Here is a 24,121-nt window from a genome sequence, read left to right as displayed (position 1 = left end):
GATCACTCCGACCGCTGCCACTGCTCCGCGTTCCACACCAGCTGGGTCTGAGCGGCCGTGTGGCGCACGTTCTGGATCGTGGCGTCGGATCCGGAAAGACCCGGGTGCACGTAGAGCGGCATGCCGTGCAGGCCTTCCCACAGGCCCCGCTCGACATCCTTCAGCGCTTCCCAACGCTCCTCGTCCCACTCCGTCGTGGCCGCGACGCGGTCCCACGCCTCGTTGACCTCTTCGCTCTGGAAGTTGTTCCAGTTCTGAGGGAACGGCTCGTCAGAGTCGACGTCGAAGGAGTAGATGTTCCTGCCCGAAGCGACCTGGCCGGAACCGGCCCAGGCGAAGAGGGCCACGTCCCAGTCGCCTTCGGCGATCACGATGTCGACATCGCCCTCATCGACGACGTCGAACCCGACCTCGCCGCAGGAGGCCTGGATCAGTTCGACGGTGTCGTGACGACGCTCCTGAGCGTTGTGACCGATGCGGATCTGGACGTCCTCGGCTCCGTGCTCGTCCATGATCTGCTGTGCGCGGTCCAGGTCGACCTCGTCGTACTGGCCGTCGTAGGTGTCGGCGACGTAGTCGTCATAGTCGTCCTCGAAGGCGAGCACCTCGCGGGCATTGAGCACCTCGGCGTCCTCGTTGACCGGCTTGATGAGGTTCTCCACGATCTGCTCGCGCGGGATGCAGAGTGCGAAGGCCTCGGCCAGCTCCGGGTTCTCTCCAAAGGCGCTGCCCTCGCCGTACTGGAAGTCCAGGTGCTCCCAGGTGGCGACGTCTCCGGAGTGCAGGACGTGAGTGCCAGCCTCAGCGAGGCGCTCCAGCTCCTGGCGTGTGTCGACCGTCTCGGCCGGGCGGGCGACATGGAGGTCACCGTTCTCGAGGGCCTGCACGTGCTGCGCGTTGTCCACGAACTGGTAGACGAGGCGTTCGACGCCAGGCGGGGTGCCCCAGTAGTCCTCGTTGGCCTCAAGGGTCACGTACTCACCGGCGCTCCAGTCGGCCAGCTTGAACGGTCCGCTCGAGGGGATGAGCTCCTCATCCGGAAGGGTGCCCGGGTCTTCGTTCCATCCCTCGTTCCAGAACTCGGCGGCCTCCTCAAGCACGTCCATGTCTTCGTCGCGGACCGCTTCGATGAGCTCCTCGAGGGAGACTCCGATCTGGTCCGCCACGATGTGGGCCGGCAGCGCCGTGCTGACGAGCAGCTCCCAGTCGGCGTAGACCTCATCGAACTCAAGGGTGAAGGTCTTGCCGTCCCAGTCGCCCTCCGGCACCTGGGTGACGTAGTCGGCCAGCGTGGTGGAGACAGGGTCGAAGCCTGCCTCTCCGGCGTAGGCGTTGGTGGCCCAGTCGAAGATGTAGTCGGCGGCGGTGACGGGGGTGCCGTCGGACCAGGTGACGTCGTCGTTGATCGTGTACTCGACAGTGAACGGATCCTCATTGACCACATCGAAGGTCCCGAAGTCCTCATTGCGGTTGATGCTGAGGTCAGTGCCGTAGTACCAGAAGCTGTCGATGAGCCTGGCCACGATGGTCGAGTTGTAGACGTTGTACGTCGCGGGCGTGAGGCCGTTGTAGCTCATGAACTCGTCGGGCCCCATGGAGACGCGGATCTCATCGTCGGCTGTCGCCCAGTCGTCCGGCAGCTCGGCCTTGGATCCGTCGGTCGGGTCGACCGTGTACTGCTGACCTTCTGCCTCGCCCGGGTCGGCGTCGGCACCGTTGGTGACCTCGTCCTCCCCATTGCCGTTTCCGTTCTCGTCTGCGCCCGGAGTGCACCCCGAGAGCACGAGCGCGCCGGCGGCGGTCATCGCCACGGCGGCTGAAAGCTTCCTGATCTTCACAGCTTCTCCTCACTGCTGATGCGAGTGTTCACCGGGGTCGAGACGTCGTGTGTCCATCTGCGCGGCGGGACGCCGACATGATGGGGGCCGCTCCGTGGGGTTCCTGCCCGAAGCGACCCTGGATGTGACGCATCTGACACCGGATCAAGGTGTGCACCAGAATACGGGCGCCACAGCACTCGCCAGCACCTCCCCAGGGCACGTGACCGAATTGTTACTGCAGTCACATTTCGGACTAACAGGCCTGATAGGACGCGGGGCGTCACTGTCAACTCCACCCCGTCAACATGTGCGAAACACCCCGCTGCCAAGCTGACGTGCAAGACATCTTTCAGAATTCCCCGTCGTTCCGCGGATCTGCGCATCCAGGTCATGACCAGGACCTGCACAGCCCGTGTTCACCATCACATTTGTCCCATCAGCAGACGAAACATCGCCGTCACAGCAGCGGGGCCCCGGAGAGTTTTCCGGGGCCCCGCTGCTGTGACTGAACATGTCAGGATGTTACGAACCGGTCGGCAGCTTCAGGCCGACCCTGACGCCGATGCCACCCGGAGAGGGCGCTCACGCCGTCACATCCTCGTTGGCCTTGGCGTAGTGACAGGCCGCCTGCTGAGTGATGCCCGGCCGGGTGATGAGCTCCGGCACCTGCGTCTCACACAGGTCTGTGGCCATCCAGCACCGGGTGCGGAACCGGCACCCCGAGGGCGGGTTCGCCGGGTTCGGCGGATCGCCCTTCAGGACGATCTGCTCCCGCTGACCACGCAGTGTCGGATCCGGCACCGGCACCGCCGAGAGCAGCGCCTGGGTGTAGGGATGCGCCGGGGCCTGGTAGATCTCCTGCTCCGTCCCGATCTCCGCCAGCTTGCCCAGATACATCACACCCACGCGGTCGGAGATGTGGCGGACCACCGAGAGGTCATGGGCGATGAAGATGTACGAGAGCCCCAGTTCGGACTGCAGGTCCTCCAGCAGGTTCATCACCTGAGCCTGGACGGACACGTCCAGTGCGGAGACCGGCTCATCGCAGATGATCACCTCCGGGTTCAGGGCCAGGCCGCGGGCGATGCCGATGCGCTGCCGCTGACCCCCAGAGAACTGGTGCGGGTAGCGGTTGATGTGGTCCGGGTTCAGGCCCACGAGGTCCAGCAGCTCCTTCACCCGAGGCCGGATCCCCTGCGCCGGTTTCGCATCGGGGTGCAGCCGGAAGGGCTCCCCGATGATGTCGCCGACCGACATGCGCGGATTCAGCGAGGTGTAGGGGTCCTGGAAGATCACCTGGATCTTGCGGCGCAGCTTCCGCAGCTCCTCCCCCTTCACCGCGAGGAAGTCCTCTCCGCCGAAGCGGATTGAGCCCTCATCCGGCTCCTCCAGGCGCATCAGGAGTTTGGCCAACGTGGACTTGCCGCAGCCGGACTCTCCCACGATGCCCAAGGTCTCGCCCTTGCGCAGCTGGAAGCTCACACCGTCGACGGCTTTGACCGCCCCGATCTTCCGCTGGAAGATGATCCCCTGCGTCAGGGGGAAGTGCTTGACGAGGCCGTCGACGTCCAGGACCACCTCTGCGTCCGCGAACGGATCGGCCGGGCGGCCAGCCGGGCTGTGGTCATACAGGCTCATTCTGGGCCTCCTCGAGGGTGTGGATCTTCTCCGCGTAGTGGCAGGCCGAGGTATGGCCCGAGGCCACCTGACGCAGCTCGGGCCGCTCGGTGCGGCACCGGTCCGTGGCGAACTCGCAGCGGGGGTTGAACGGACAGCCGGGCGGCATGTCGGTCAGCATGGGCGGGAGCCCGGGGATGGCCTTCAGACGGTCCTCCTGGCCGTCCACCCGGGGGATCGACTGCAGCAGGCCGCGCGTGTACGGGTGGGCCGGCTGCCGGTAGATCTCATAGACGTCGGCGGTCTCCATGACGCGGCCGGCATACATGACCGCGATCTTGTCGGCTACATCCGCCACCACGCCGAGGTCATGGGTGATGAGGATCAGCCCCATGTTGTACTCCACCTGCAGCTCCTTGAGCAGCCGCATCACCTGCGCCTGGACCGTCACGTCCAGGGCGGTGGTGGGTTCGTCCGCGATCAGCACGTCCGGGTCCAGCGCGATGGCCATGGCGATCATGATGCGCTGCCGCATCCCGCCGGAGAACTGGTGGGGGAAGTCCCCCACGCGCTCCTCCGCGGCCGGGATCCCGACTCGGCGCATCATCTCGATGGACTTCTGACGGGCCTCCTTGCGCTTCATCCCCCGGTGCACGCGGAACATCTCCGCGATCTGCCAGCCGACCGGCAGCACCGGGTTCAGCGAGGACAGCGCGTCCTGGAAGATCATCGAGATGCTGGCGCCGCGCAGCGTCCGCCGCTTCTCGGCCGGCATCGTCAGCAGGTCCTCGCCGCGGTAGCGGATCTCTCCGCCGGCGATGTGCCCTGGGGGCATGTCCAGGATCCCCATGATCGTCTGGGCGGTCACGGACTTCCCGGAGCCCGACTCCCCCAGGATCGCCAGGGTCTCTCCGGCGTTGAGGGTGAAGTTCAGGCCGTTGATGGCCTGGGCGACTCCCGCTTTGGTGCGGAACTCGACCTGCAGGTCCTTGACCTCCAGCAGGGGGCCGTGGCCGTTCTTGGCCTGCCCGGTGGCAGGCTGTGTCTGATCCATGCTCATGCTCTCCTGCCTCACTTCTTGGCCTTGGGATCGATCGCGTCCCGCACCGCATCACCGAGCGTCATGAAGCCGAAGACGGTCAGCCCCACGAAGATCAGCGGGAACAGGATCAGGTGCGGATGCGACTGCAGGTACGGCTGGGCGTTCTGCAGCTGCAGGCCCCAGGAGATGGAGGGCAGCTGAAGCCCGACGCCCAGATAGGTCAGCGTCGCCTCCGCGCCGACGATGATCCCGACGAACACCGTCGCGTAGCCGATGACAGGACCCAGCGAGTTCGGCAGGATGTGCCGACGCATGATGGTCAGATGCCCGGCACCGAGAGCCCGGGCGGCCACCACGTACTCGCTGTTGACCACCGAGAGCACCGAGCCTCGCATCAGACGCATCATGGTCGGCCAGGTGAAGAAGATCAGGATCCCGGCCACTTCCGTCACGCCGCGGTCCTCGATGGAGTTCAGGAAGACCAGGGCGCCCAGGATGTAGGGCACGGCGAAGACCATGTCCGCCGTGCGGGCGAGCACGGTGTCCACCATGCGGCCGAAGTAGCCGGCGAGCAGACCCATGACCACCGCGACGACGAACACGCCGATGGTGGTGATGAAGCCGATCGCGATGGAGTTCCGGGCGCCATAGACCACGCGGGTGTAGTAGTCGCAGCCCTGGACGTCGGTGCCGAACCAGTGCGCGGCCGACGGGCTCTGACGGCTGCGGCTCAGCAGGCATTCCCGCGGATCCGTGTTCGTGAAGAGCTGGGGGAAGATCGCCATGGTCAGCAGCACCACCAGCAGCGCCGCGGCCACGATGAACCAGGGGTTCTTCCGCAGCGTGCGCCAGGCATCGGCCCAGAGGCTGGCCTCTTCGGTGTGCTTCGCGTCCTGCACCTCAGCCTGGCTGGGCTGGTGGGGGTCGCGGGAGGGGTCCTGGGTGTGCAGTGCAGTGTCACTCATAGCGGATCCTAGGGTCGAGCAAGCCGTACAGGAGGTCGACGACGAGGTTCACGACGACGAAGAACATCACGAACAGCGTCACGATGCCGACGACGACGGTCCCCTCCTGCGCCTGGATGGACTGGAACACCTGATTGCCCAGGCCCGGCAGGTTGAAGATCGATTCGACCACGATGGAACCACCCATCATGGTGGCCAGGTCGGCGCCGAGGAACGTCACCACCGGGATGAGCGAGTTGCGCATCGCATGACGTCCCACGACGCGGCCCCGCTTCATGCCCTTGGCCGTGGCGGTGCGCACATAGTCCGAATGCAGGGCGTCCATGAGCTCGCCGCGCAGCAGCCGCGCCACCATCGCAGTGGAGACCGCGGCCATGGTGAGCCCAGGCAGGACGAAGCTGACCAGCCCCTCGCGGGCCCCAGCGATCGGGAACCAGCCGAGGTTCAGGCCGAAGACCAGCTGCAGCAGGAAGCCGATGGCTATGACCGGCAGCGCCACGACCACGACCGTGGAGACCTGGACGAGGCGGTCGATGAACCGGTCACGGTAGATGGCGGCCAACGCGCCGGCGATGATGCCGATCACGGCCTGGATGATCAGGGCGACGGCGGCCAGCTGCAGCGTCACCGGCAGGCGCTGCTGGATGATCTCCAGCACGGGACGCCCGGTGAACGTGGTGCCGAAGTCGGCGGCGGTGAAGACTCCCCAGATGTACTTGCCGTACTGGACGAGGAAGGGGTCGTTGAGGTTGTACTGCTCACGAAGCGTCTCCCGGACCGCGTCGCTCATGGGCCGGTCGCCGGCCAGGGCGCGGATCGGGTCTCCCGGCATGAGGAACACCATCGCGTAGACCAGCAGGGTCGCGATGAGGAGTACCGGGATGAACTGGAGCAGACGCCGAATGATGTAGCGGGTCATTGGTGTCCTAGGGTGGGTGCGCTTACAGAGGGCTTGTCAGGCGGAGGCCCGACGTCTCAGACCGCGAAGGGTCCGTGACGCCGGGCTCGGCCGCGAAGGTCAGGTGGTCTCTCAGTCGGTCACCGTCACATCCTCGACACGCACGAAGCTGCGCAGATCCATGTCCACATCAGTCACACGGTCGCTGTGCACGATGAAGTAGTCCTGGAACCAGAGGGGAATGACCGGCAGATCCTCCAGAAGCACGTCCTCGGCCTCCTGATAGATCGTGTCGGCCTCCTCGACGTCGGCCGCGTTGGCCTGGTCGATGAGCTCATCGAACTCCTCGGAGGCGTACCCCGAATAGTTCGACGGCGCCCCGGCGGAGTACAGCGGCTCCATCGCGTACTGCGGGCTGGGATAGGCCAGCAGCCAGCCCAGCCGGTACGGGCCCGTGACGCCCTCGGACTCGTGCAGGTCCAGGTACTGGGCGAAGTCCAGCGACTCGTAGCGGATCTCCTCGATGCCCAGGTTCTGCCGCCACTGATTGCCGATGGCCTCGACGTACTCATCATGTCCGGTGCCGGAATCGGTGTAGAGCGTCAGCTCGGACGGCCCTCCCGCGTCCTCGTACAGGTCTGCCGCCGCCTCGGGATCGAAGTGACAGTGCTCGCAGGCGTCGTCGCGCCCCTGCGGCAGCACCGGCGGCAGGATGGACCGGGCCGGGGTCTGGGAGCCGTCGAAGATGTTCTCGATGATCTCCTCGCGGTCGATCGCCAGGGACATCGCGTGACGAAGGTCCGGGTCCTCGAACTCCTCCTGGTACAGCGGGAAGCCCATGTACACGAAGCGTGAGGACTCGTGCTGGGACCAGTTGCCCCCGAAGTCGTCCTCGACGCCGGCGATCCGGTGCGGGGGAACCTCACCGAGGATGTCCAGGTTCCCGGCGAGCACATCGGTGTAGGCGGTGTCGACGTCGTTGTAGATCATCCACTCGATGCGCTGCGGGGCACCCGGGTCCTCCCCCGGCCACTCCTCGTAGCGTTCCATGGCGATCTCGACGTCGTGGACCCACTCGCCGTCCATCTGGTAGCGGCCGTTGCCGATCGGGGAGCTCTGGAACGCCTCCATATTGTCGAAGGCGACCTCGGGCATGGGGAAGAACGACGTGTAGGTCAGCACGACAGGCAGCTGGCCGAACGGCTCGCTCAGCTCCAGTTCGAGCGTGTGCTCGTCGACGGCGCGCACCCCCTCCATCTCCTGAGCCTCCCCTTCGACGACATCGTCATAGCCGACGAACTTGTCATGGAACGTCGCGCCGGCCTGGGCGTTGTCCGGATCCACCACCCAGTTGAAGGTGTCCACGAAGGTCTGCGCGGTGACGGGGTCCCCGTTGTGGAAGGTGAAGTCGTCCCGCAGGTGGAAGGTCCAGGTGGTCTGGTCCTCGGTCTCCCAGCTCTCGGCGACCGCAGGCACGGCCTCGTAGGTCTCGTAGTCGATCTGGGTGAGCCCGGTGAACAGCTGCTCCAGGACCCGGGAGCCGCAGTTCTCGGTGTTGTTCCCCGGCATCAGGTTCTGCGGCTCGCAGTTGTAGATGCTCAAGGTTCCGCCGTCCTCGGCGGACGCGGTCTCTGCGCCGTCGTCGCCACAGGCGGTCAGCAGCAGGGCCGCGCCGGCTCCGACGGCGGCGAGGCGGGAGCCTCCGGTATGCGTCCTCATCAGGTGGTCGCCTCCTTCAGGCGTGTCACTCGGTGACCGTGATGGACTCGACGCGCGGCAGCCCTCGCGGGCTGACCTCGACGTCGGTGATGCGGTCAGTGTGGACCACGTGCTGCTGGTTGAACCACAGCGGAATCACCGGCAGATCCTCAAGCAGCACGTCCTCCACCTCGTGGTAGAGCGGCTCGGCGTCCTCGACGTCGGCCGCATTGGCCTGCTGGATCAGCGAGTCGAACTCCTCGCTGGAGTATCCCGCGTAGTTGCGGGAGGCCCCGGTGGAGTAGATGGGCTCCATCGCGTACTGAGCGCTCGGCGAGGACAGCGTCCAGCCGAGTCGGAACGGCCCGGAGGCGTTCTCCTCCGCGAGATCGTCGAGGTACTGGGCGAAGTCCAGGGAGCGGAAGGTGATGTCTTCGATGCCGAGATGCTGCTGCCACTGATTCGTCACAGCCTCCACCCAGTCGTCATGCCCCGCCCCCGAGTTGTAGTAGATCTCCATCTCGGAGGGCCCGCCGGCAGCCTCATAGAGGTCTGCGGCTGTCTCCGGGTCATATTCGCAGGCGTCGCAGGCGTCCTCGCGACCCTCGGGCAGCACGGGAGGGATGATGGACCGGGCCGGCTGCATGCCGCCGTCGAAGATCGTCTCCACGATGGAGTCGCGGTCGATGGCCATCGACAGCGCTCGGCGCACGTCCGGGTCCTGGAAGTCCTCCTGGTACAGCGGGAAGCCCAGATAGGTGAAGGTCCCGGTCTCGAAGGCTCCCTGGTTCTCGCCGAAGTCGGCCTCCATGTTCGGGATCTGCTCCGGCGGAGCCTGCTCCAGCAGGTCGAGCTGACCCGCCTGGACGTCCATATAGGCGGTGCCGACGTCGGAGTAGATCCTCCACTCGATGCGTTCGGCATTGCCGGGCACCTCACCCGGCCAGTCCTCGTGGCGGGTGACGGCGATCTGCTCGTCATGCACCCACTCGCCGTCCATCCGGTAGCGGCCGTTGCCGATCGGCGCCTGCTCGAAGGCGTCCATGTCCTCGTAGGCCGCCGAGGGGATCGGCGAGAATCCGAGGAGTCCCAGATGAACAGGAAGCTGACCGAAGGGGTCGGAGAGCTCGATCTCCAGGGTGTGGTCATCAATGGCTCGCACGCCGGAGAGCTCGTCGACGTCGTCGTCCTGCAGCTCGTCATAGCCGGCGATGATCTCGTAGAACTCCGAGTTGACCTGGGCGTTGGACTCGTCGGCCGTCCAGGTGAAGGTGTCCACGAAGGTGTGGGCGTCGATCTCCTCACCGTCGTGGAAGGCGTAGTCGTCGCGCAGGTGGAAGGTCCAGGTGATGTTGTCCTCGGACTCCCAGGACTCCGCCACTCCCTCGGTGGCCTCGAAGGTGTCGTAGTCGATCTCGGTGAGACCGGTGAAGAGCTGCTCGAGCACACGGGCTCCGCAGACCTCCGAGGTGTTGCCGGGCGTGAGGCTCTGCGGCTCACACGTATAGGCAGTGAACTCGCCGCCGTCGGCGGAGGCGTCTTCGCCGCCGCCTCCCTCGGCACAGGCGGTCAGCAGCAGCGCGGTGCTCAGCCCTGCGCCGGCGAACAGACGGCCGCGGGCGGGCGTTGGACTCGGCGTCGGCTGAGATCGCTGGTCGGAGGCGGACAGTGCAGTCGGGTGCGGCTGAACGTTCGGCTCGGGGTTGTTCACGGGGCTCCTCGCTGGGTCCGGCTAGTGGCCGGCCCGGTCGGGGTCATCGGTGCGTGGCGGGCAGGGTGTGCCGCGGATGACGCCGCGGCAGTGCGGCAGTCGTGCCGGAGAGGCGTGAAGGGTGGACACCTCCCCGGCATGGGACGCGGCCCGCACGGGCTTCTGGGCCGGTACGGGCCGCGTCCTCAGGGGTGCTGCGGTGGCTGGCTCAGTCCTCGGTGACGACGAGCTGCTCGACGCGCAGGAAGGTGCGCGGGTCCATCAGGACGCTGTCACCATCGATGTTCTCGCTGTGGACCACGCCGAAGTTCTGGAACCACAGCGGGATGACGGGCATGTCCTCCAGCAGGATGTCCTCGGCCTGCTGGTAGAGCTCGGCCGCCTCGTCCTCCTCCAGGGCGCCGTTCGCCTGGTCGATGAGGTCGTCGAACTCCTCGTTGGAGTACCGCGCATAGTTCGAGGAGACACCGGTGGTGTAGATGGGCTCCATCGCGTACTGCGGCGAGGGGTACGAGAGCACCCAGCCCAGACGGTACGGGCCGGTGACCTCTTCGTTGTCGTGCAGGTCCAGGTACTGGGCGAAGTCCAGCGACTCGAAGCTCACGCTCTCCACGCCCAGGTGCTGCTGCCACTGGTTGGTGATGGCCTCGACCCAGTCCTCGTGACCGGCGCCCGAGTTGAAGTACACCGTGATGTCCGTGGGACCGCCAGCCTCCTCATAGAGGTCCGCGGCGGTCTCCGGGTCGAACTCGCAGTACTCGCAGGCGTCCTCGCGGGCCTCCGGGAGCATCGGGGGGATGATGTTCGACGCCGGGGTGAACGCCCCATTGTGGATGGTGTCGATGATCTCCTGACGGTCGATCGCCATGGAGAGCGCGTGGCGGACGTCCGGATCCTCGAAGTCCTCCTGGTAGAGCGGGAAGCCCATGTAGGTGAAGGAGGAGGTGTCGAAGGTGTGCTGGTTGTCGCCGAAGTCCGCCTCCATGTTGGGGCGCAGATGCGGCGGCACGGTGTCCATGATGTCCAGGTTCCCGGCCTGCACATCCATGTAGGCGGTGTCGATGTCCGCGTAGATCTTCCACTCGATGCGCTGCGGCAGACCCGGGTCCTCGCCGGCCCAGTCCTCGAAGCGCTCCACGGCGATCTCCTCGTCGTGGACCCACGCGCCGTCCATCTGGTACCGGCCGTTGCCGATCGGCGCCTGCTCGAAGGACTCGATGTCCTCGTAGGCCTCCTCCGGCAGCGGGTAGAAGCCGGTGTAGGAGAGCATCAGCGGCAGCGGGGAGAACGGCTCCGTCAGCTCGAGCTCGAGGGTGTGGTCGTCCACGGCACGGACGCCTTCCATCTCCTCGGCATCGCCGGCGGCGACCTCGTCATAGCCGACGAACTTGTTGTGGAAGTTCTCGTTCTGCTGGGCGTTGTCCGGATCCACCACCCAGTTGAAGGTGTCCACGAAGGTCTGGGCGGTGATCTCTTCGCCGTTGTGGAAGGTCCAGCCGTCCCCGAGGTGGAAGGTCCAGGTGACGTTGTCGTCAGTGTCCCAGCTCTCGGCCACACCGGGGCCGGCCTCCATGGTGTCGTAGTCGACCTGGGTGAGACCGGTGAACAGGTTCTCCAGGACCCAAGATCCGCAGACCTCGGTCGAGTTGCCCGGGACCAGGAACTGGGGCTCACAGTTGTAGACCGACACGGTGCCGCCGTCGGCGGCCGCCTCACCGTCGCCGGTGCCGCCGTTGCCGCCGCATGCAGTCAGCGTCAGGGCCGCCGCCGCAGAGACGGCCACCGCCCCGCGGCTGAACGTCGTATGTGTTCGCATCTGCGATTCTCTCCTCATGGGTGCGAGCGGCAGAACCTGACCAGACTCTGCCGCGACTGCGGTCGAGCGGATCGTCGGTGCGGCGACCCGCTCAGGGGTGCGGTGAGCTACGCCGTCCTGCCACGCGCCTTCGCGTCACGATGTTGCGTACGTCACCTGGTGATCGGAGTCTATCAAGCAAATCTTTCACAAGTGTTTCAGGACTGCACCATCAGCCGTGGTGCAGGTCACGATCCGGTCACCGTCGCCAGACCTCGTCAGGATCAGCGGTCCGGCCACCGCTGAGCCGCAGAGCCTGGCCCTGGGCCACCATCCGCTCGTGCTTGGCGGCCGCCTTCTCGGCAGCCTTGACCGCGCGCGGGGTGAGCATCAGCGTCCGCTCCGCCTCGATGCCGGCCTGCAGCTGCCGGCCCCGCTCCAGCTCAGAGTCGAGTTCAGCGCCGAGGAGGAGCACCACGTTCATGATGTAGATCCAGAACAGGAAGATGATGATCCCGGTCAGCGCACCGTAGGTGGCCTCGTAGTTCGCGAAGTTCCCGATATAGAAGCCGACGCCCATGGTGGCCAGCACCATCACCAGGATGGCGACGACGGCGCCCGGCGCGATCCACAGCGGGCCAGGCTGCCGGATGTTCGGCGTGGCGTAGTAGAGCAGGCCGATGCAGGCCGCCGCGACCAGCAGCAGCGCCGGGTAGGTGGCATAGTCCCAGACCACTACGGCCGTCTCCCCCAGACCCACGGTGCTGCCGATCGCCTCCGCCAGCGGCCCCGAGACCACCAGCATCACCGCCGAGAGTGCGACCAGGACGATCAGTCCCACCGTCACCGAATACAGGATCGGCCGCAGCTGCAGCATGGAGCGGCCCTCCTCCACCTGGTGGATGCGGTTCATGGCGCGGGAGAAGGCATTGACGTAGTTCGACGCCGTCCACATCGCCACCAGGATGCCGACCGCCAGACCCAGCCCCGCCCCGGGCGCCGAGGTCACCACGCCGACGATGTTCTCCACCGTCTCCATGAACTCGTCCTCCACGAGCTCGTCGAGCGTGCCCAGGATGAAGTCCTGCGTGCGCTGGGCCTCTCCGATCAGCGAGAGCAGCGAGACGAAGGCGATCAGCGCCGGGAACAGCGAGAGCACCGCATAGTAGGTCAGCCCGGCGGCCAGATCGGTGCACTGGTCGCGCCCGAACTCGGACAGGGTCCGTTTCAGGCTGTACCGCCAGGTGGACCCCGTCAGCCGCCACGGGGCGCGAGGCCTGACCGGGACGTCGTCGGACTCGGCGAACTCCAGACGCTGGAGGTCCTTGACACGATGCGGCTGATCCGCGGCCGCCGCCACCGTGCCGGGCCGTGCGCCGTCCTCATAGGTGGCCTGCTCGTCCGCGACGTCGGAGGGTTCCTCCTGCGTCCGCCGCACGCGGTGCGGGGGCAGGCCGTCGTCGGAGGTCCGGGTGTCCTGCTGCGACTCCGTGCTCATGGGGCCACACTAGCGGCAAAGACGCCCCAGGTCAGCGGGTGATGCCGAGTTCGTGATCGTACATCTGCTCGAGGAGTCAGTCAGCGGTGGCGTCTCGCCGCGTCAGGCGCAGCTCATCAATGTGTGTGATGGCCGCGGGCAACGAGTTGTTGAGGTAGCCGGACCGGGCGATCGCCATGGACCCCACCGCTGAGGTCAGCAGCTGCGCGATGACCGCGATGAGGGCCTTGACGAGGTTGAGCCAGGAGAAGTCGACCAGCAGTGCGCCGACCACGATCGTCGCCACCCCCAGGCCCGCGGAGGTGCCCACGCCCGAGGCCCGCAGGTACAGGTCCGGGAGCTTGAAGAGGCTGATCGCCGAGACCATGATGATGAAGATCCCGAGGAAGACCAGCACCAGGCCCACCACGTGGGCGCTCATGTCGAGGATGTGCAGATCCATCAGCGCTGTCCCCCCGATCCGAGTCGTGCCATGGAGATGGCGGCCATGAAGCCCAGCAGCGTGGCGATGAGGATGATGTCGAACAGGGCCTCGATGTCGATCCTCAGGCCGATGAGCGCGATGAAGCCGATCATCGCGAAGAAGATGAGGTCCGAGGCGACCGCGCGGTCCGAGGTGCGGGGCCCCAGGAACCCGCGGACGCCGGCGACGAGCATGGCCGCGCCGAGCAGGACGAGGGCCAGCTCCAGAGTGATCTCCGTGATCACAGCGGATCACCTGCCTCGTCCTCGTCGACGTCCACCGGGGTCACCACAGGAGCCTCCAACGGACGGGTCAGGTCGCCGACGTCGCGACGGGTCGCATGCAGCAGACGGTCCTCCATCTCCTGGATCTCGGTGACCAGCGATTCGCGGGTGTCCACGAACATGCCGTGCACGTAGAGGATGCCGTGCTCCTTGGACAGGGTGATGGTCAACGTGCCGGGCGTCAGCGTGATCAGCGCCGAGATGAGCGTCCACTCGGTGTCGGTGCGGGATGCGGCAGGCACGGCGACGATCGCCGGGGTCATCCGCATCCTGCGGCGCGGACGCAGCACGTCTGCGGTGACCTTGAGGTTCGCCAGGAGGAACTCCTTGGCGTACCAGAGCAGGAAGCTCAGAATGCGCAGCGGCCAGGGCTGCCGGGAGAGTCTCTGGATGCTCATGCGCCGCTCACCGCCCTGACGTACTCGATCGGGTTCAACAGGTTCTCCGCCGCCGTGGCCGAGAGGCTCATCAGCAGCTCCGCGCCCAGCCCGAAGAACAGCGTGACCGCGGCCAGCAGGGCCCCCGGGATGATGAGCTTCGGCGGGATCTTCACCGCACGCTCACCGGCCAGGACCTTCGTGGTGGTGGTCGTCGGCGGCCCGATGCTCAGCGTCGGCGTCTCCGCCTGGGCCTCCACCCGCAGGTATCGCCTCCCATGGGTGCGCTGCTGGTGGATGAGAGCGCGCTTCTCCAGGTTCTCCGGCTCGGAGCCCATGAACACCCCGGTCCAGATCTTCAGCATGGAGAGCAGCGTGAACACGGAGACCACGACGGCGGTGGCCGCCACCCAGTAGTGCGACTGCTCCAGCGTCCCCTGGATGATGGTGAACTTCGCGACGAACCCGGAGAACGGCGGCAGGCCCGCCAGGGACAGTGCGGCGACCATGAAGGTGATCGCCACCAGCGGCTCCCGCTTGAGCATGCCGCCGAGCTTGTCGATCTCCCCGGTGCCGTAGGTCTCCTCGATCGCCCCGGTGGAGAGGAACAGCGAGGCCTTCACGATCATGTGGTGCAGCAGGTAGAAGATCGCCGCGGTCAGCCCCAGCATGGTGAACAGCCCCACGCCGATGAGGATGTAGCCGATCTGGCTGATCATGTGGAACACCAGGATCGAGCGGGTCGTCTTCTCCCCGATCGCGCCCAGCACACCGATGAGCATGGTGAGGCTCGTGATGAGCAGCGCCACCCACAGGAAGCGCTGGTCGCCGTCGAAGAGGAGCGAGTAGATGCGATAGATCGCGTAGATGGCGACCTTGGTGTGGATGCCGGAGAACAGCGCGGTGACCGCCGGCGAGGTCAACGTGTAGGTGCGGGTCAGCCAGCCGTGCACCGGCACCACGGCGGCCTTGATGGCGATCGCGGTCAGCACCACGCCGCCGCCGACCGCCACTGCAGGGTCGTCCACGGCCGCACCGTGCAGCTCAGCCAGGTTGACCGTGCCGGCGGTCGCATAGACCAGCCCGACCCCTGCCAGCAGCAGCGTGGAGGCCATCAGGTTCACCGAGACGTAGATGCGGGCCCCGTGCGCCCCGAGCTTCGCCCCCATCATGGAGAGCAGCCCGTAGGAGGGCAGCAGCATGACCTCGATGAACACGAACAGGTTGAAGATGTCGCCGGTCATCAGCGCCCCGGAGACGCCGGCCATCAGGACCAGGACGAAGGGGTGATAGAACTGGGCGCGAGCCTCGTGGGTGGCCATCGCGAACAGCACCGAGGCGATGCCGAGGATGGAGATGATCATCAGCACCAGGGCGGAGAGCGCGTCGACCACGAAGGGGATGGAGACCCCGTAGTCCCACAGCCCCACCTGGTGGGCGATCACCGTGCCGTCATGGGTGACCACGACCAGGAGGATCGAGAAGGCGAAGAGGGCGGCCAGAGTTCCGAGGCTGATGATGTGGCGGACCAGCTTGTTCTGCCGGAACAGCGCCCCCAAGGCGCCCAGGAACAGCGGGATGCCGACCAGCAGGGGCAGCAGCGGGGCCAGAGTCTCGCTCATCGGGGACCTCCGTCTCCGCGCTCAGGGGCGCCGTTGCCGTGCCCGGGGAGCACGTCAGGGAGATCCTCCGGGCCCTCGAAGTCGTGGACCGGGCTCAGCGGGCTGGCGTGTGCCCCGCCCGTGCCCGCGCCCGCGGCACCGGTGCACTCGACGTCGTGGCGCATCATGCCGGCGTCGTTGATGTCGCCGGTGCCGCCGGTGAGCACCATGATCGGCGACTCCTCCTCGTTCTCGGTGTCGTCGTCGGTGGTGGTGGTGATCGCCAGGGTCACCATGAACATGGTGATGGAGAAGGCGATGACGATCGCGGTCAGCACGAAGGCCTGGGGCAGCGGGTCGGCCTGCTCCCCCACCTCACCGGAGCCGATGTAGGGCACACCGCGGTAGGCGACGTTGCCGGCGGAGAACAGCAGCAGGTTCGCCGCATGCGAGGCCAGCACGAAGCCCAGCACGATCCTGACCATGCCGCGCTGCATGAAGAGGTAGACGGCCGCTGCCGTCAGGACCCCGATGGCGATGGCGATGCTCATCGGTCGCTCACCTCCTGCATGCTCGTCGTATCCTCTCCGGCCGTCGGATCCACCTCGAGGGGCACATCTCCGGGGTCCACGTAGCGATGTTCGGAATTGTGCGGCTGGCCCTCCGGTGTGCCGAAGGCCTTGCGGTGGGCCCGCAGGAGCTCGGCCGGGTAGCGCTGGGCCTGGCCGAGCCGATCCAGCGCCACCAGGACCGCACCGATGACGGCGAGGTAGATGCCGACGTCGAAGATCAGCGCCGTGGTGAAGGTGAACTCCCCGCCCCAGGGCAGCGGGATGTCCCACATGATCGGCCGCAGGTAGGAGCCCTCCAGGAAGCCGAGCAGGCCCACCGCTGCGCCGGTCATGATGCCCCCGACGATGACCATCGCGTAGTCGAAGCGCAGCTTGACCGCGGAGTCCGACGGCGCCACCAGGTACCGCAGGGCGAAGAAGCCGCCGGCCACCAGTGCGGCGATGAATCCGCCGCCTGACTCGTAGTGGCCGCGGACCAGCAGCACCACCGAGAGCAGGATGATGAACGGCGCCATCCAGTTGAACACCATGCGCATCGCCGTGGTGTTGTCCTCGGCGTTCGAGATCGGGGTGCCGACCCACAGCCGGGAGGCGGCTGGAGCGTTGTCCGAGGTGGAGAACGCGGAGTTCAGCAGTGCCAGGATCGCGAACCCGGCGACGCCGAGCACCGTCAGCTCGCCGAACGTGTCCAGGGCGCGGAAGTCCACCAGGATCGAGTTGACGATGTTGGTGGCCTGGGCCTCCTCGTAGGTGTTCTCCAGGTACCACTCCGCCACCGGGGACTGGCCGCGGCGGCCCGTCAGAGCGAAGGCTGCGATGAAGGCCATCACACCGAAGGCGATGGCGACGGCGGCCGAGACCACGGTGCGGGTGCGGGAGACCTCGTGGAAGCGCTTGGGGAGCTTGCGCATCACCAGCACCAGCACCACCACGGTGAGGATCTCCACCAGCAGCTGCGTCATGCCGACGTCGATGGCGCCGAGCAGGAAGTACCAGGCGGCCACCACGAAGCCGGCACCGCCGACCAGCACCACGGCCGCGGTGCGGCTCTGGGTGACGACGGAGCCGATGAGGAAGGCGACCAGCAGACCGATCAGCACCCAGTCGGTCATCCGCGTGTGCCCGGGGGTCAGCTCTCCCACGAACGGGGCGGCCACGATGCCGGCGACGAAGATGCCGCCCAGCAGGATGCCGGGCACGGTCAGGTGCAGGCCATGCACATCGGTGCGGGTGATGTCTCCGACCCGACGCCCGAAGGCGATGGAGCCGGTGCGCAGCCGCTCGACGACCTGCACCCCGGTGAAGGGCAGGATGGTGCGCGGGATGAGTGAGTCCACCCTGGTCCTGGAGAGCACCAGCACGACGCCGACCACCATGACTGTGGCCGAGAGGGCCAGATCCACGGTGAACCCGTGCCAGAGGAGGAAGTGCGCCTCATACTCCACCGTGGAGGCCGCCGAAGCGGCCGCGCTGACCAGCCCGTCGAAGATCTGCGGCGTGAAGCCCAGCATCAGGCCGGCGACCGCCGGAAGCAGGGCAGGCAGGTAGAACGACAGCGGAGCCTCGTGGCTGGCGTCGGGCCGCATGGGCTCCAGCGCCTCGTCCTGACGGCCGGCGCCGGTGTAGGAGGTGAATGAGCCCAGGACGATGCGACCACAGTAGGCGAAGGTGCCGACGGCCGCGAGCACCATCAGCCCGGTGATCAGCCACGTGAGACCGGCGCCGAACTCGGCGGAGAGGAAGCCGGCCAGCAGGTGTTCCTTGGAGACGAAGCCCATCAGCGGCGGGATGCCCGCCATGGACAGGCAGGCGATCAGCGTGATGACCCCGGAGACGCGCATCGTCCGATGCAGGCCGTTGAGCTTGCGGATGTCCCGCGAGTGCGCCTCATGCTCGATGATGCCCACCATCATGAACAGCGAGGACTTGAACAGGGCATGGGCGATCACGTGGATCGTCGCAGCCGCCAGCGCCGTCGGGGTCCCGACGCCGATCACGGTGACCAGGAAGCCCAGCTGGCTGACCGTGGAGTAGGCCATGATCTCTTTGATGTCGTGCCGCTGCATGGCGAACAGAGCACCGATGAGCGCGGTGATGAGTCCGCAGACGATGAGCAGGGTCTGCCAGATGACCACTCCCTCGAACGCCGGGGAGAACCGCAGCAGCAGGTAGATGCCGGCCTTCACCATCGCCGCGGCATGCAGGTAGGCGGACACCGGGGCGGGTGCCACCATGGCGTCCGGGAGCCACAGGTGGAACGGGAACTGCGCAGATTTGGTGAACGCTGCGAGGACCACCAGCACCGCCACGACCGAGGTGAACACGCCGTCCTGCTGCCAGACCTCATGCTGCAGGGCCTCGGAGATCCGCGTGGTGCCGGTGGCCACGATGGTCAGCAGCACCGCGGTGAGCAGGCCCAGCCCACCGGCCATGGTGATCAGCAGCGTCCGCTGCGCCGGTGCAGGAGCCTTGTCCCCGGACCGGTTGATGAGGAAGAACGAGCAGAGAGTGGTGAACTCCCAGAAGACGAACAGCAGGATGAGGTCATCAGCCATGACCATGCCGCTCATCGCAAAGACGAACAGCAGCATCCAGATGTAGTAGTCATTGGTGCGTTTCTGGGCTGAGAAGTACCGGGCACTGTAGGCCATGACCAGCGCCCCGATGAACAGCACCAGCAGCAGGAAGACCATGCCGAGGCCATCCAGCCGCAGGGAGATCCCGACGTCGACGGTGGGGATCCACGGCAGGTGTTCCTCGAGGACCTCTCCCTCGACGATCGGACCGATCCATGGCAGCGCCGCGGCGCCGAGGCCGATGAGAGCGGCAGCGGCGAACCACCCGGTGTCGCGGCCCAGGACACGATGCACGGCCGCGGAGACCGGCACGAGGACCAGCGAGAGGAACAGCAGCACCATGACCGTCATCAGCAGCCCACCGCCCGGATCCGCCCCGGCCTGCGCTCAGCGACAGACCCGCAGGGGGCCTGAGGTGCGCAGGAGGGTGGCGTGCAGAGGGGCAGGTGCATGGTGCGAGCCTCCTGTCGGTGCGGGGAACATGTCGCCAGCGGTCCAGGCGTCATCATCGTGCGGGAGCGTCCGTGGGCAGGACCGGCACGGGTGACGAACCGGTTCTGCACCCACTCGTCCCAGACCACGCGCTCTGCACACAGAATCTGCTCTTCGCCGACCAGTCTTCCCGGCACACCGAAGGCGACTATATCGAGCGCGGCAGAGCCCGAGCAATTCCCCGCACGGGCCGTCCCGGCCTGCGAGACCCATCGAGGTCGGCCGGCCATGCCCGGCATGACGCGGGTGAGGGCGACCACAGGCCGTCCCGCCTGCCCCTCTGACATGGGCGGGGGCCTATGGCAGAGGTCACAGGAGGACCGTGCTCACGATCCCTCGACGACGCCGCAGGCGCTCCGCTCACCGGCATCTCCGGCGCCGCGGGTCTCCTCATCCGGCCCCTGCGGGGCGTAGCGCTCCGGAATGTTGGCATGGTTGTCGGCACCGGCGTGGATGATGACCGCCGTGCCGTCCCCCTCCAGGAGCAGCTCAGGGTCCAGCCGGTCCGTGACGACGCTCATCCGGGCGGTGCCGTCCTGGGCCACGAGGAGGTTCGGCAGGTCCCCGGCATGTCCCGGGTGATCGGCACCGGCCTGGACATCCTCAGCGTCCTGCGGATCCCCGTCCGGCGCCTCGGCCTCCTCGGCTCCCTCGGCGTCGTCGGTCTCCGGCGCCTCTTCGCCCTCGACCAGACCGTGGTCCTCCTCGCCCTCCCCGGGCAGGTGACCACCCGCGGAGAGGAAATCGCCGATGTCGCCGTCGTCGTTCGTGGACTGCGGTTCGCAGGCACCGTGCTCGTGGATGTGGAAGCCGCGGAATCCGGACTCCAGGTCCTGCACCTGCACCTCCACCAGGACTCCCGCGTCGACCTCGCTGAACGTCACCTCGCCGACCTCATTGCCCACAGCGTCGGCCAGATCGGCGGAGGCGAAGGGTTCCGCAGAGGTCTCATGCTCGCCGGACTGCTCTCCATCGTCGGTCGACGCGTCGGCAGGATCCTGATCCGCGGCGTCCTGGCCTGCGGCGTCCTGGTCCGCGCCGGGCGATTCCTCGCCGCCGCAGGCGGTGAGTGCCAGCCCCAGGCTCAGGGCCAGCCCCACCAGCACACGAGGCGATGCGGCACGCAGGCCGCCGTCGAGGGGGTACTTCACGTCAGGGATCATCCGGTCACTCATGATGACAGGATAGGGGGTCGACATCTGCTCCTGGCAAGCAGGTCCCCCACACGATGACACTCACGGCGCATCAGCCCCGGATCGGGCACGGCGCACGCAGGGTCCTCGACCACTGCGACACCCCGTGGATCCCCGCCATGACGGGGATCCACGGATATGATGGTGCTGTCATGAGCACACAGCACACCTTCTCTGTCGACCGGCCCGGCCTGCCGCCCCGGTCCTACCGTCTGCCGCCCTCCTGGCCGCACAGCGTCGGTGACCTCGTCCCCCGCCGTGCCCTGCACGCCGTGCTGCGCGTGGACCACATGCCGCTGGTGCCCCGCATCGCCTATGTGGGCATGCTGGCCATGACTCTTTTGACCCTGGTGTTCCTGGTCCCGGGGTTCCTGATCTACCTGACGGGTCTCCACACGATCTCGCAGGTCGCGGGCCTGGTGCCGGGGCTCGTCGGCCTGGTGGTCATCATGGTGTCCCTGGTACTGGGGATCCTCCAGGTCGCTCTGGTGCTGAAGATCCCGGAGCGCCTGGAATGGGTCCGATTCCTGCTCACGATCCTGTTGGCGGTCTCCGTCCTGGAGGCGCTGCTGCGCAGCTGGGCGTACCCGTCGGTGCTCGCCATGGGCATGCGCTGGGACCTGGTGATCATCGCCGCGATGGTGGCGCTGCTGTGGCTGCCCTCCTCGAATCGGTGGTTCGTCGGCCGCTGACGGCCGCATGCACCGGCAAGGAGGCTCCGCTGCTGGGAATGCCTCTCAGAGGCAGTCGCAGCTTGGGCGTCTCGGTCCGCCTCTCCTTATGCTGGGATCCCGCTCGACACAGCGAACAGCCAGCAGAAGGCACAGGAGGACGGCGCCGATGGGCTCCCACCATGGACACAGCCATGCCGAGGCGTCCACCCACCGTGGGAGCCTGGCGGTGGTGTGCGGCATCACCGGCGTCGTGGTCATCGCCCAGTTCGCCGGCGCCTGGCTCACCGGCTCCTTGGCGCTGCTGACGGACGCGGTCCATTCGCTCACCGATTCGATCGGACTCCTGGTGGCCCTGCTCGCCGCCGTGCTGATGGGCCGCGCCCCCACCTCGACCCGCACGTGGGGCCTGCGACGCGTCGAGGTGCTGGCCGCCGTCGTCCAAGCGCTGCTGCTGCTGGGCATCGGGGTCTATGCCGCCGTGGAGGGCGTGGCTCGTCTCAGCGCGGCCCCGACCATTCCGCCCCTCGAACTGCTGATCTTCGGCGCTGTCGGACTCGTCGGCAATGTCATCTCCCTGCTGGTGCTCCGCGCGGGACGCCGCAGCAGCCTGAACATGCGCGCGGCCTTCCTGGAGGTCGCCGCCGACGGACTGGGATCGCTGGGGGTGATGGTGGCCGCCGTCGTCATCGCACTGACCGGCTGGCACCAGGCCGACGCAGTGGCCGCCCTGGCCATCGCCGCGCTGATCCTGCCGCGAGCCGCGCTGCTGCTGCGGGAGGCGGTGCGCATCCTGCTGGAGTTCACACCTCGCGGCATCGACCTGGAGGAGGTGCGCGAGCACATGCTCACCCAGCCGCATGTGCGGGAGGTCCACGACCTCCACGCGTCCACCGTGGCCTCCGGACTCCCAGTGATCACCGGCCATGTGGTGGTCGATGACAGCTGCTTCCGCGACGGCCACGCCCCGGAGATCCTCGAACACCTGCGCACCTGCGTGGCGGAGCACTTCCCCGTGAGCCTGGAGCATTCCACCTTCCAGATCGAGACGGCAGCGGTGGCCGCCCGGGAGAGGCACCGACACCGCTGAGCTCGCCCGCATCGCCCGCCGCACCTGGTCCAGCGGGCGCGACCTCGGCGCCTCGGCCTCAGGACCAGACGCCCGAGGACCCCCGGCGATGAGACCCGACCACGTGGGTGTCCACGATGCCGACGGCTTCCATGAGCGCGAACATGGTGGTCGGTCCCACGAACCGGAACCCGGCCGCGCGCAGCCGCGCCGCCAGCGCCTCCGACTCCGGCGAGCGCGACGGGACCTCCGCCATGCTCCGCGGCACCGGGGTGGCCTCGGGCCGGTGGGACCAGATGACCTCGGGCAGCCCTCCCTCGGCCCGCAGCGCCACCGTGGCGCGGGCGTTGCCGATGGTCGCGGTGATCTTGCCCCGGTGCCGGATGATGCCGGCGTCCTGCACCAGACGCTCGACGTCGGACTCGTCGAAGGCGGCGACGACGTCCGGCTCGAAATCCGCGAAGGCTCGGCGGAAGTTCTCCCGTTTGGCGAGGATGGTCGCCCAGGAGAGACCCGACTGGAATCCCTCCAGACTCAGCCGTTCGAAGAGCCCCCGCTCGTCCCGCACCGGCATGCCCCATTCGGTGTCGTAGTACTGCCGCATCATCTCGCTGCCCATCGCCCAGGCGGTGCGGGCCAGCCCGTCCTCACCGATGACCAGGCCTTCGTCGCCCTCCCCTGAGCCAGCCCCCGCCACGGTGCTCTCTCCCGGGACTCTGTCGGCATCGAGATGATCCTCCGCGGACCGCCTGAGATCGCGCTGCTGTGCTGCCTGTCGCTGTGCTGCCTGTCGCTGGTGTGCCATGTCCGCACAGTAGCCCAGACCGGGGACATCTCCCTGGCCTCAGGCCGGGTGGATCTCCAGACGGCGCCCGTCAGGGTCCTGCACCACCAAGGCGGAGACCGGGCCCTCCGCTCGATGGACGGGGTGGCCGGCGGCCTCGAGACGTGCAGCCAGTGCGTCGAGCTCCTCAGGGGTCTGGAAACCCAGCAGCACCGGGGCGTTGAGTCCGGCCGGATTGTGTCCGCCCGGAGGCGGTTCGACCGCCGGTCCCGGCTTGTCTCCGCCGGGAGCGTGAAGACCGATCATCCCGCTCGGAGCCTCCGGCACGGCCAACGGCACCCACCCCTCGGCCTCCTGGCCCGGAATCGGCTCGTAGCCCAGATGCGAGAAGAATGCGACATCCGCACCCGGGTCCTCAGAGCTGCGCACCGCCACCACGGTCAGACCGTCCACCGCGCCCACCGGCGGTCCCGCGGTGCAGAGATCAGGCTCCTCGTGGAACCAGACGCCCTCCCCGGACGGCCCGGTGACCCCCGCGTGGCGTCGCTCCGCGTGCTCCCACCACAGACTGCGCAGCCCATCCTCCTGGAGTCGGGCCGCGGTGTGACGCGCGTCTTCGGCCAGGAAGACCAGATGGGTCTCTCCGTGCACGGCCCCGGTGACGGCCGGACGATCCGGGGCCAGCTGATGGAGGGCCACGCGGCCGGCAGCGGCCCTGAGGATGCCGGCGTCGCCCTCCCGGGAGGGCCTCTGCGGCGTCATCCCGAGCAGCTCCAGGAAGTCGGCCATCGCCGCGGGCCGTTCGGTGAATCGGCGCAGGCACAGCGGATGGGCCGGTGAGCCGTTGGCATGGTGCGTCATCGCAACTCCTCCTTGATGTGGCCGGTTCGTGCCGTCGCCGGATCTCCCCGTCCTGATGTCACAGCTGCGCCCGACCTCCGGCGCAGAGGGCCGCCGCGGGGCGGCCGGCCCGCCGACTCACCCACCATCGGTTG

The 24,121-nt window shown here is 67.4% G+C and carries 20 protein-coding genes; 2 read left to right on the top strand and 18 right to left on the bottom strand.

Going from position 1 to position 24,121, the window contains the following annotated elements; translation table 11 throughout:
- Positions 1–2: 2 nt before the first annotated feature.
- The 16 genes from SD455_RS03920 to SD455_RS03845 form a co-directional block, all read right to left on the bottom strand.
- Positions 3–1,838 (bottom strand): ABC transporter substrate-binding protein, encoded by a 1,836-nt coding sequence (locus SD455_RS03920; protein ID WP_445507302.1) that lies wholly within the window; start codon positions 1,836–1,838, stop codon positions 3–5.
- Positions 1,839–2,402: 564 nt separating this feature from the next.
- A complete protein-coding gene (locus SD455_RS03915) occupies positions 2,403–3,458 on the bottom strand; it encodes an ABC transporter ATP-binding protein (protein WP_070159288.1) in 1,056 nt (351 codons plus the stop codon).
- Positions 3,445–4,491 (bottom strand): ABC transporter ATP-binding protein, encoded by a 1,047-nt coding sequence (locus SD455_RS03910; protein ID WP_445507301.1) that lies wholly within the window; start codon positions 4,489–4,491, stop codon positions 3,445–3,447. The genes SD455_RS03915 and SD455_RS03910 overlap by 14 nt, the downstream gene beginning before the upstream one ends.
- 17 nt (positions 4,492–4,508) lie before the next feature.
- Entirely contained in the window at positions 4,509–5,444 is a 936-nt protein-coding gene (locus SD455_RS03905; protein WP_311023617.1) for an ABC transporter permease, read from the bottom strand.
- A complete protein-coding gene (locus SD455_RS03900) occupies positions 5,437–6,363 on the bottom strand; it encodes an ABC transporter permease (protein WP_445507300.1) in 927 nt (308 codons plus the stop codon). The genes SD455_RS03905 and SD455_RS03900 overlap by 8 nt, the downstream gene beginning before the upstream one ends.
- 111 nt (positions 6,364–6,474) lie before the next feature.
- Positions 6,475–8,061, bottom strand: a complete 1,587-nt coding sequence (locus SD455_RS03895; protein ID WP_445507299.1) for a peptide ABC transporter substrate-binding protein — start codon at positions 8,059–8,061, stop codon at positions 6,475–6,477.
- Positions 8,062–8,086: 25 nt separating this feature from the next.
- Positions 8,087–9,751 (bottom strand): peptide ABC transporter substrate-binding protein, encoded by a 1,665-nt coding sequence (locus tag SD455_RS03890; protein ID WP_445507298.1) that lies wholly within the window; start codon positions 9,749–9,751, stop codon positions 8,087–8,089.
- 208 nt (positions 9,752–9,959) lie between these two features.
- A complete protein-coding gene (locus SD455_RS03885; protein WP_311023611.1) occupies positions 9,960–11,567 on the bottom strand; it encodes a peptide ABC transporter substrate-binding protein in 1,608 nt (535 codons plus the stop codon).
- A 238-nt stretch (positions 11,568–11,805) separates the two neighbouring features.
- On the bottom strand, positions 11,806–13,044 hold the full coding sequence (locus SD455_RS03880; RefSeq protein ID WP_445507297.1) for a YihY/virulence factor BrkB family protein: 1,239 nt from the start codon (positions 13,042–13,044) through the stop codon (positions 11,806–11,808).
- 76 nt (positions 13,045–13,120) lie between these two features.
- Positions 13,121–13,486, bottom strand: coding sequence for a cation:proton antiporter (locus SD455_RS03875; RefSeq protein ID WP_311023608.1), 366 nt, complete (start codon positions 13,484–13,486; stop codon positions 13,121–13,123).
- Positions 13,486–13,752, bottom strand: coding sequence for a monovalent cation/H+ antiporter complex subunit F (locus tag SD455_RS03870; RefSeq protein ID WP_445507296.1), 267 nt, complete (start codon positions 13,750–13,752; stop codon positions 13,486–13,488). The genes SD455_RS03875 and SD455_RS03870 overlap by 1 nt, the downstream gene beginning before the upstream one ends.
- Entirely contained in the window at positions 13,749–14,189 is a 441-nt protein-coding gene (locus SD455_RS03865; protein WP_445507295.1) for a Na+/H+ antiporter subunit E, read from the bottom strand. Before SD455_RS03865 ends, SD455_RS03870 begins: the two co-directional genes overlap by 4 nt.
- Positions 14,186–15,790 (bottom strand): monovalent cation/H+ antiporter subunit D family protein, encoded by a 1,605-nt coding sequence (locus tag SD455_RS03860; protein ID WP_445507294.1) that lies wholly within the window; start codon positions 15,788–15,790, stop codon positions 14,186–14,188. The genes SD455_RS03865 and SD455_RS03860 overlap by 4 nt, the downstream gene beginning before the upstream one ends.
- Complete coding sequence (locus tag SD455_RS03855; protein ID WP_311023603.1) at positions 15,787–16,320, bottom strand: sodium:proton antiporter; 534 nt, start codon at positions 16,318–16,320, stop codon at positions 15,787–15,789. The genes SD455_RS03860 and SD455_RS03855 overlap by 4 nt, the downstream gene beginning before the upstream one ends.
- Positions 16,317–19,268 (bottom strand): DUF4040 family protein, encoded by a 2,952-nt coding sequence (locus SD455_RS03850; protein WP_311023601.1) that lies wholly within the window; start codon positions 19,266–19,268, stop codon positions 16,317–16,319. The genes SD455_RS03855 and SD455_RS03850 overlap by 4 nt, the downstream gene beginning before the upstream one ends.
- Positions 19,269–19,735: 467 nt before the next feature.
- Positions 19,736–20,584, bottom strand: coding sequence for a superoxide dismutase family protein (locus tag SD455_RS03845; RefSeq protein WP_445507293.1), 849 nt, complete (start codon positions 20,582–20,584; stop codon positions 19,736–19,738).
- A 170-nt stretch (positions 20,585–20,754) separates the two neighbouring features.
- Between SD455_RS03845 and SD455_RS03840 the strand changes: the two genes are divergently transcribed.
- Together SD455_RS03840 and SD455_RS03835 are read left to right on the top strand one after the other, a co-directional pair.
- Positions 20,755–21,294 carry a hypothetical protein gene (locus SD455_RS03840; RefSeq protein WP_139827596.1) on the top strand — a complete coding sequence of 180 codons (540 nt, stop codon included), beginning with the start codon at positions 20,755–20,757 and terminating at the stop codon, positions 21,292–21,294.
- A gap of 148 nt (positions 21,295–21,442) precedes the next feature.
- Positions 21,443–22,363, top strand: coding sequence for a cation diffusion facilitator family transporter (locus tag SD455_RS03835; protein ID WP_070159272.1), 921 nt, complete (start codon positions 21,443–21,445; stop codon positions 22,361–22,363).
- A gap of 58 nt (positions 22,364–22,421) precedes the next feature.
- Here the strand turns inward: SD455_RS03835 and SD455_RS03830 are convergent, their stop codons facing one another.
- On the bottom strand, positions 22,422–22,961 hold the full coding sequence (locus SD455_RS03830) for a DNA-3-methyladenine glycosylase I (protein ID WP_201791070.1): 540 nt from the start codon (positions 22,959–22,961) through the stop codon (positions 22,422–22,424).
- A gap of 225 nt (positions 22,962–23,186) precedes the next feature.
- Positions 23,187–23,987, bottom strand: a complete 801-nt coding sequence (locus tag SD455_RS03825; RefSeq protein ID WP_311023595.1) for a hypothetical protein — start codon at positions 23,985–23,987, stop codon at positions 23,187–23,189.
- Between the last annotated feature and the right edge of the window lie 134 nt (positions 23,988–24,121).

It is taken from the genome of Nesterenkonia sp. K-15-9-6 (assembly GCF_052656005.1).
The sequence above is the reverse complement of the archived record's forward strand: the minus strand, read 5'-3'. Positions and strand labels throughout refer to the sequence as shown.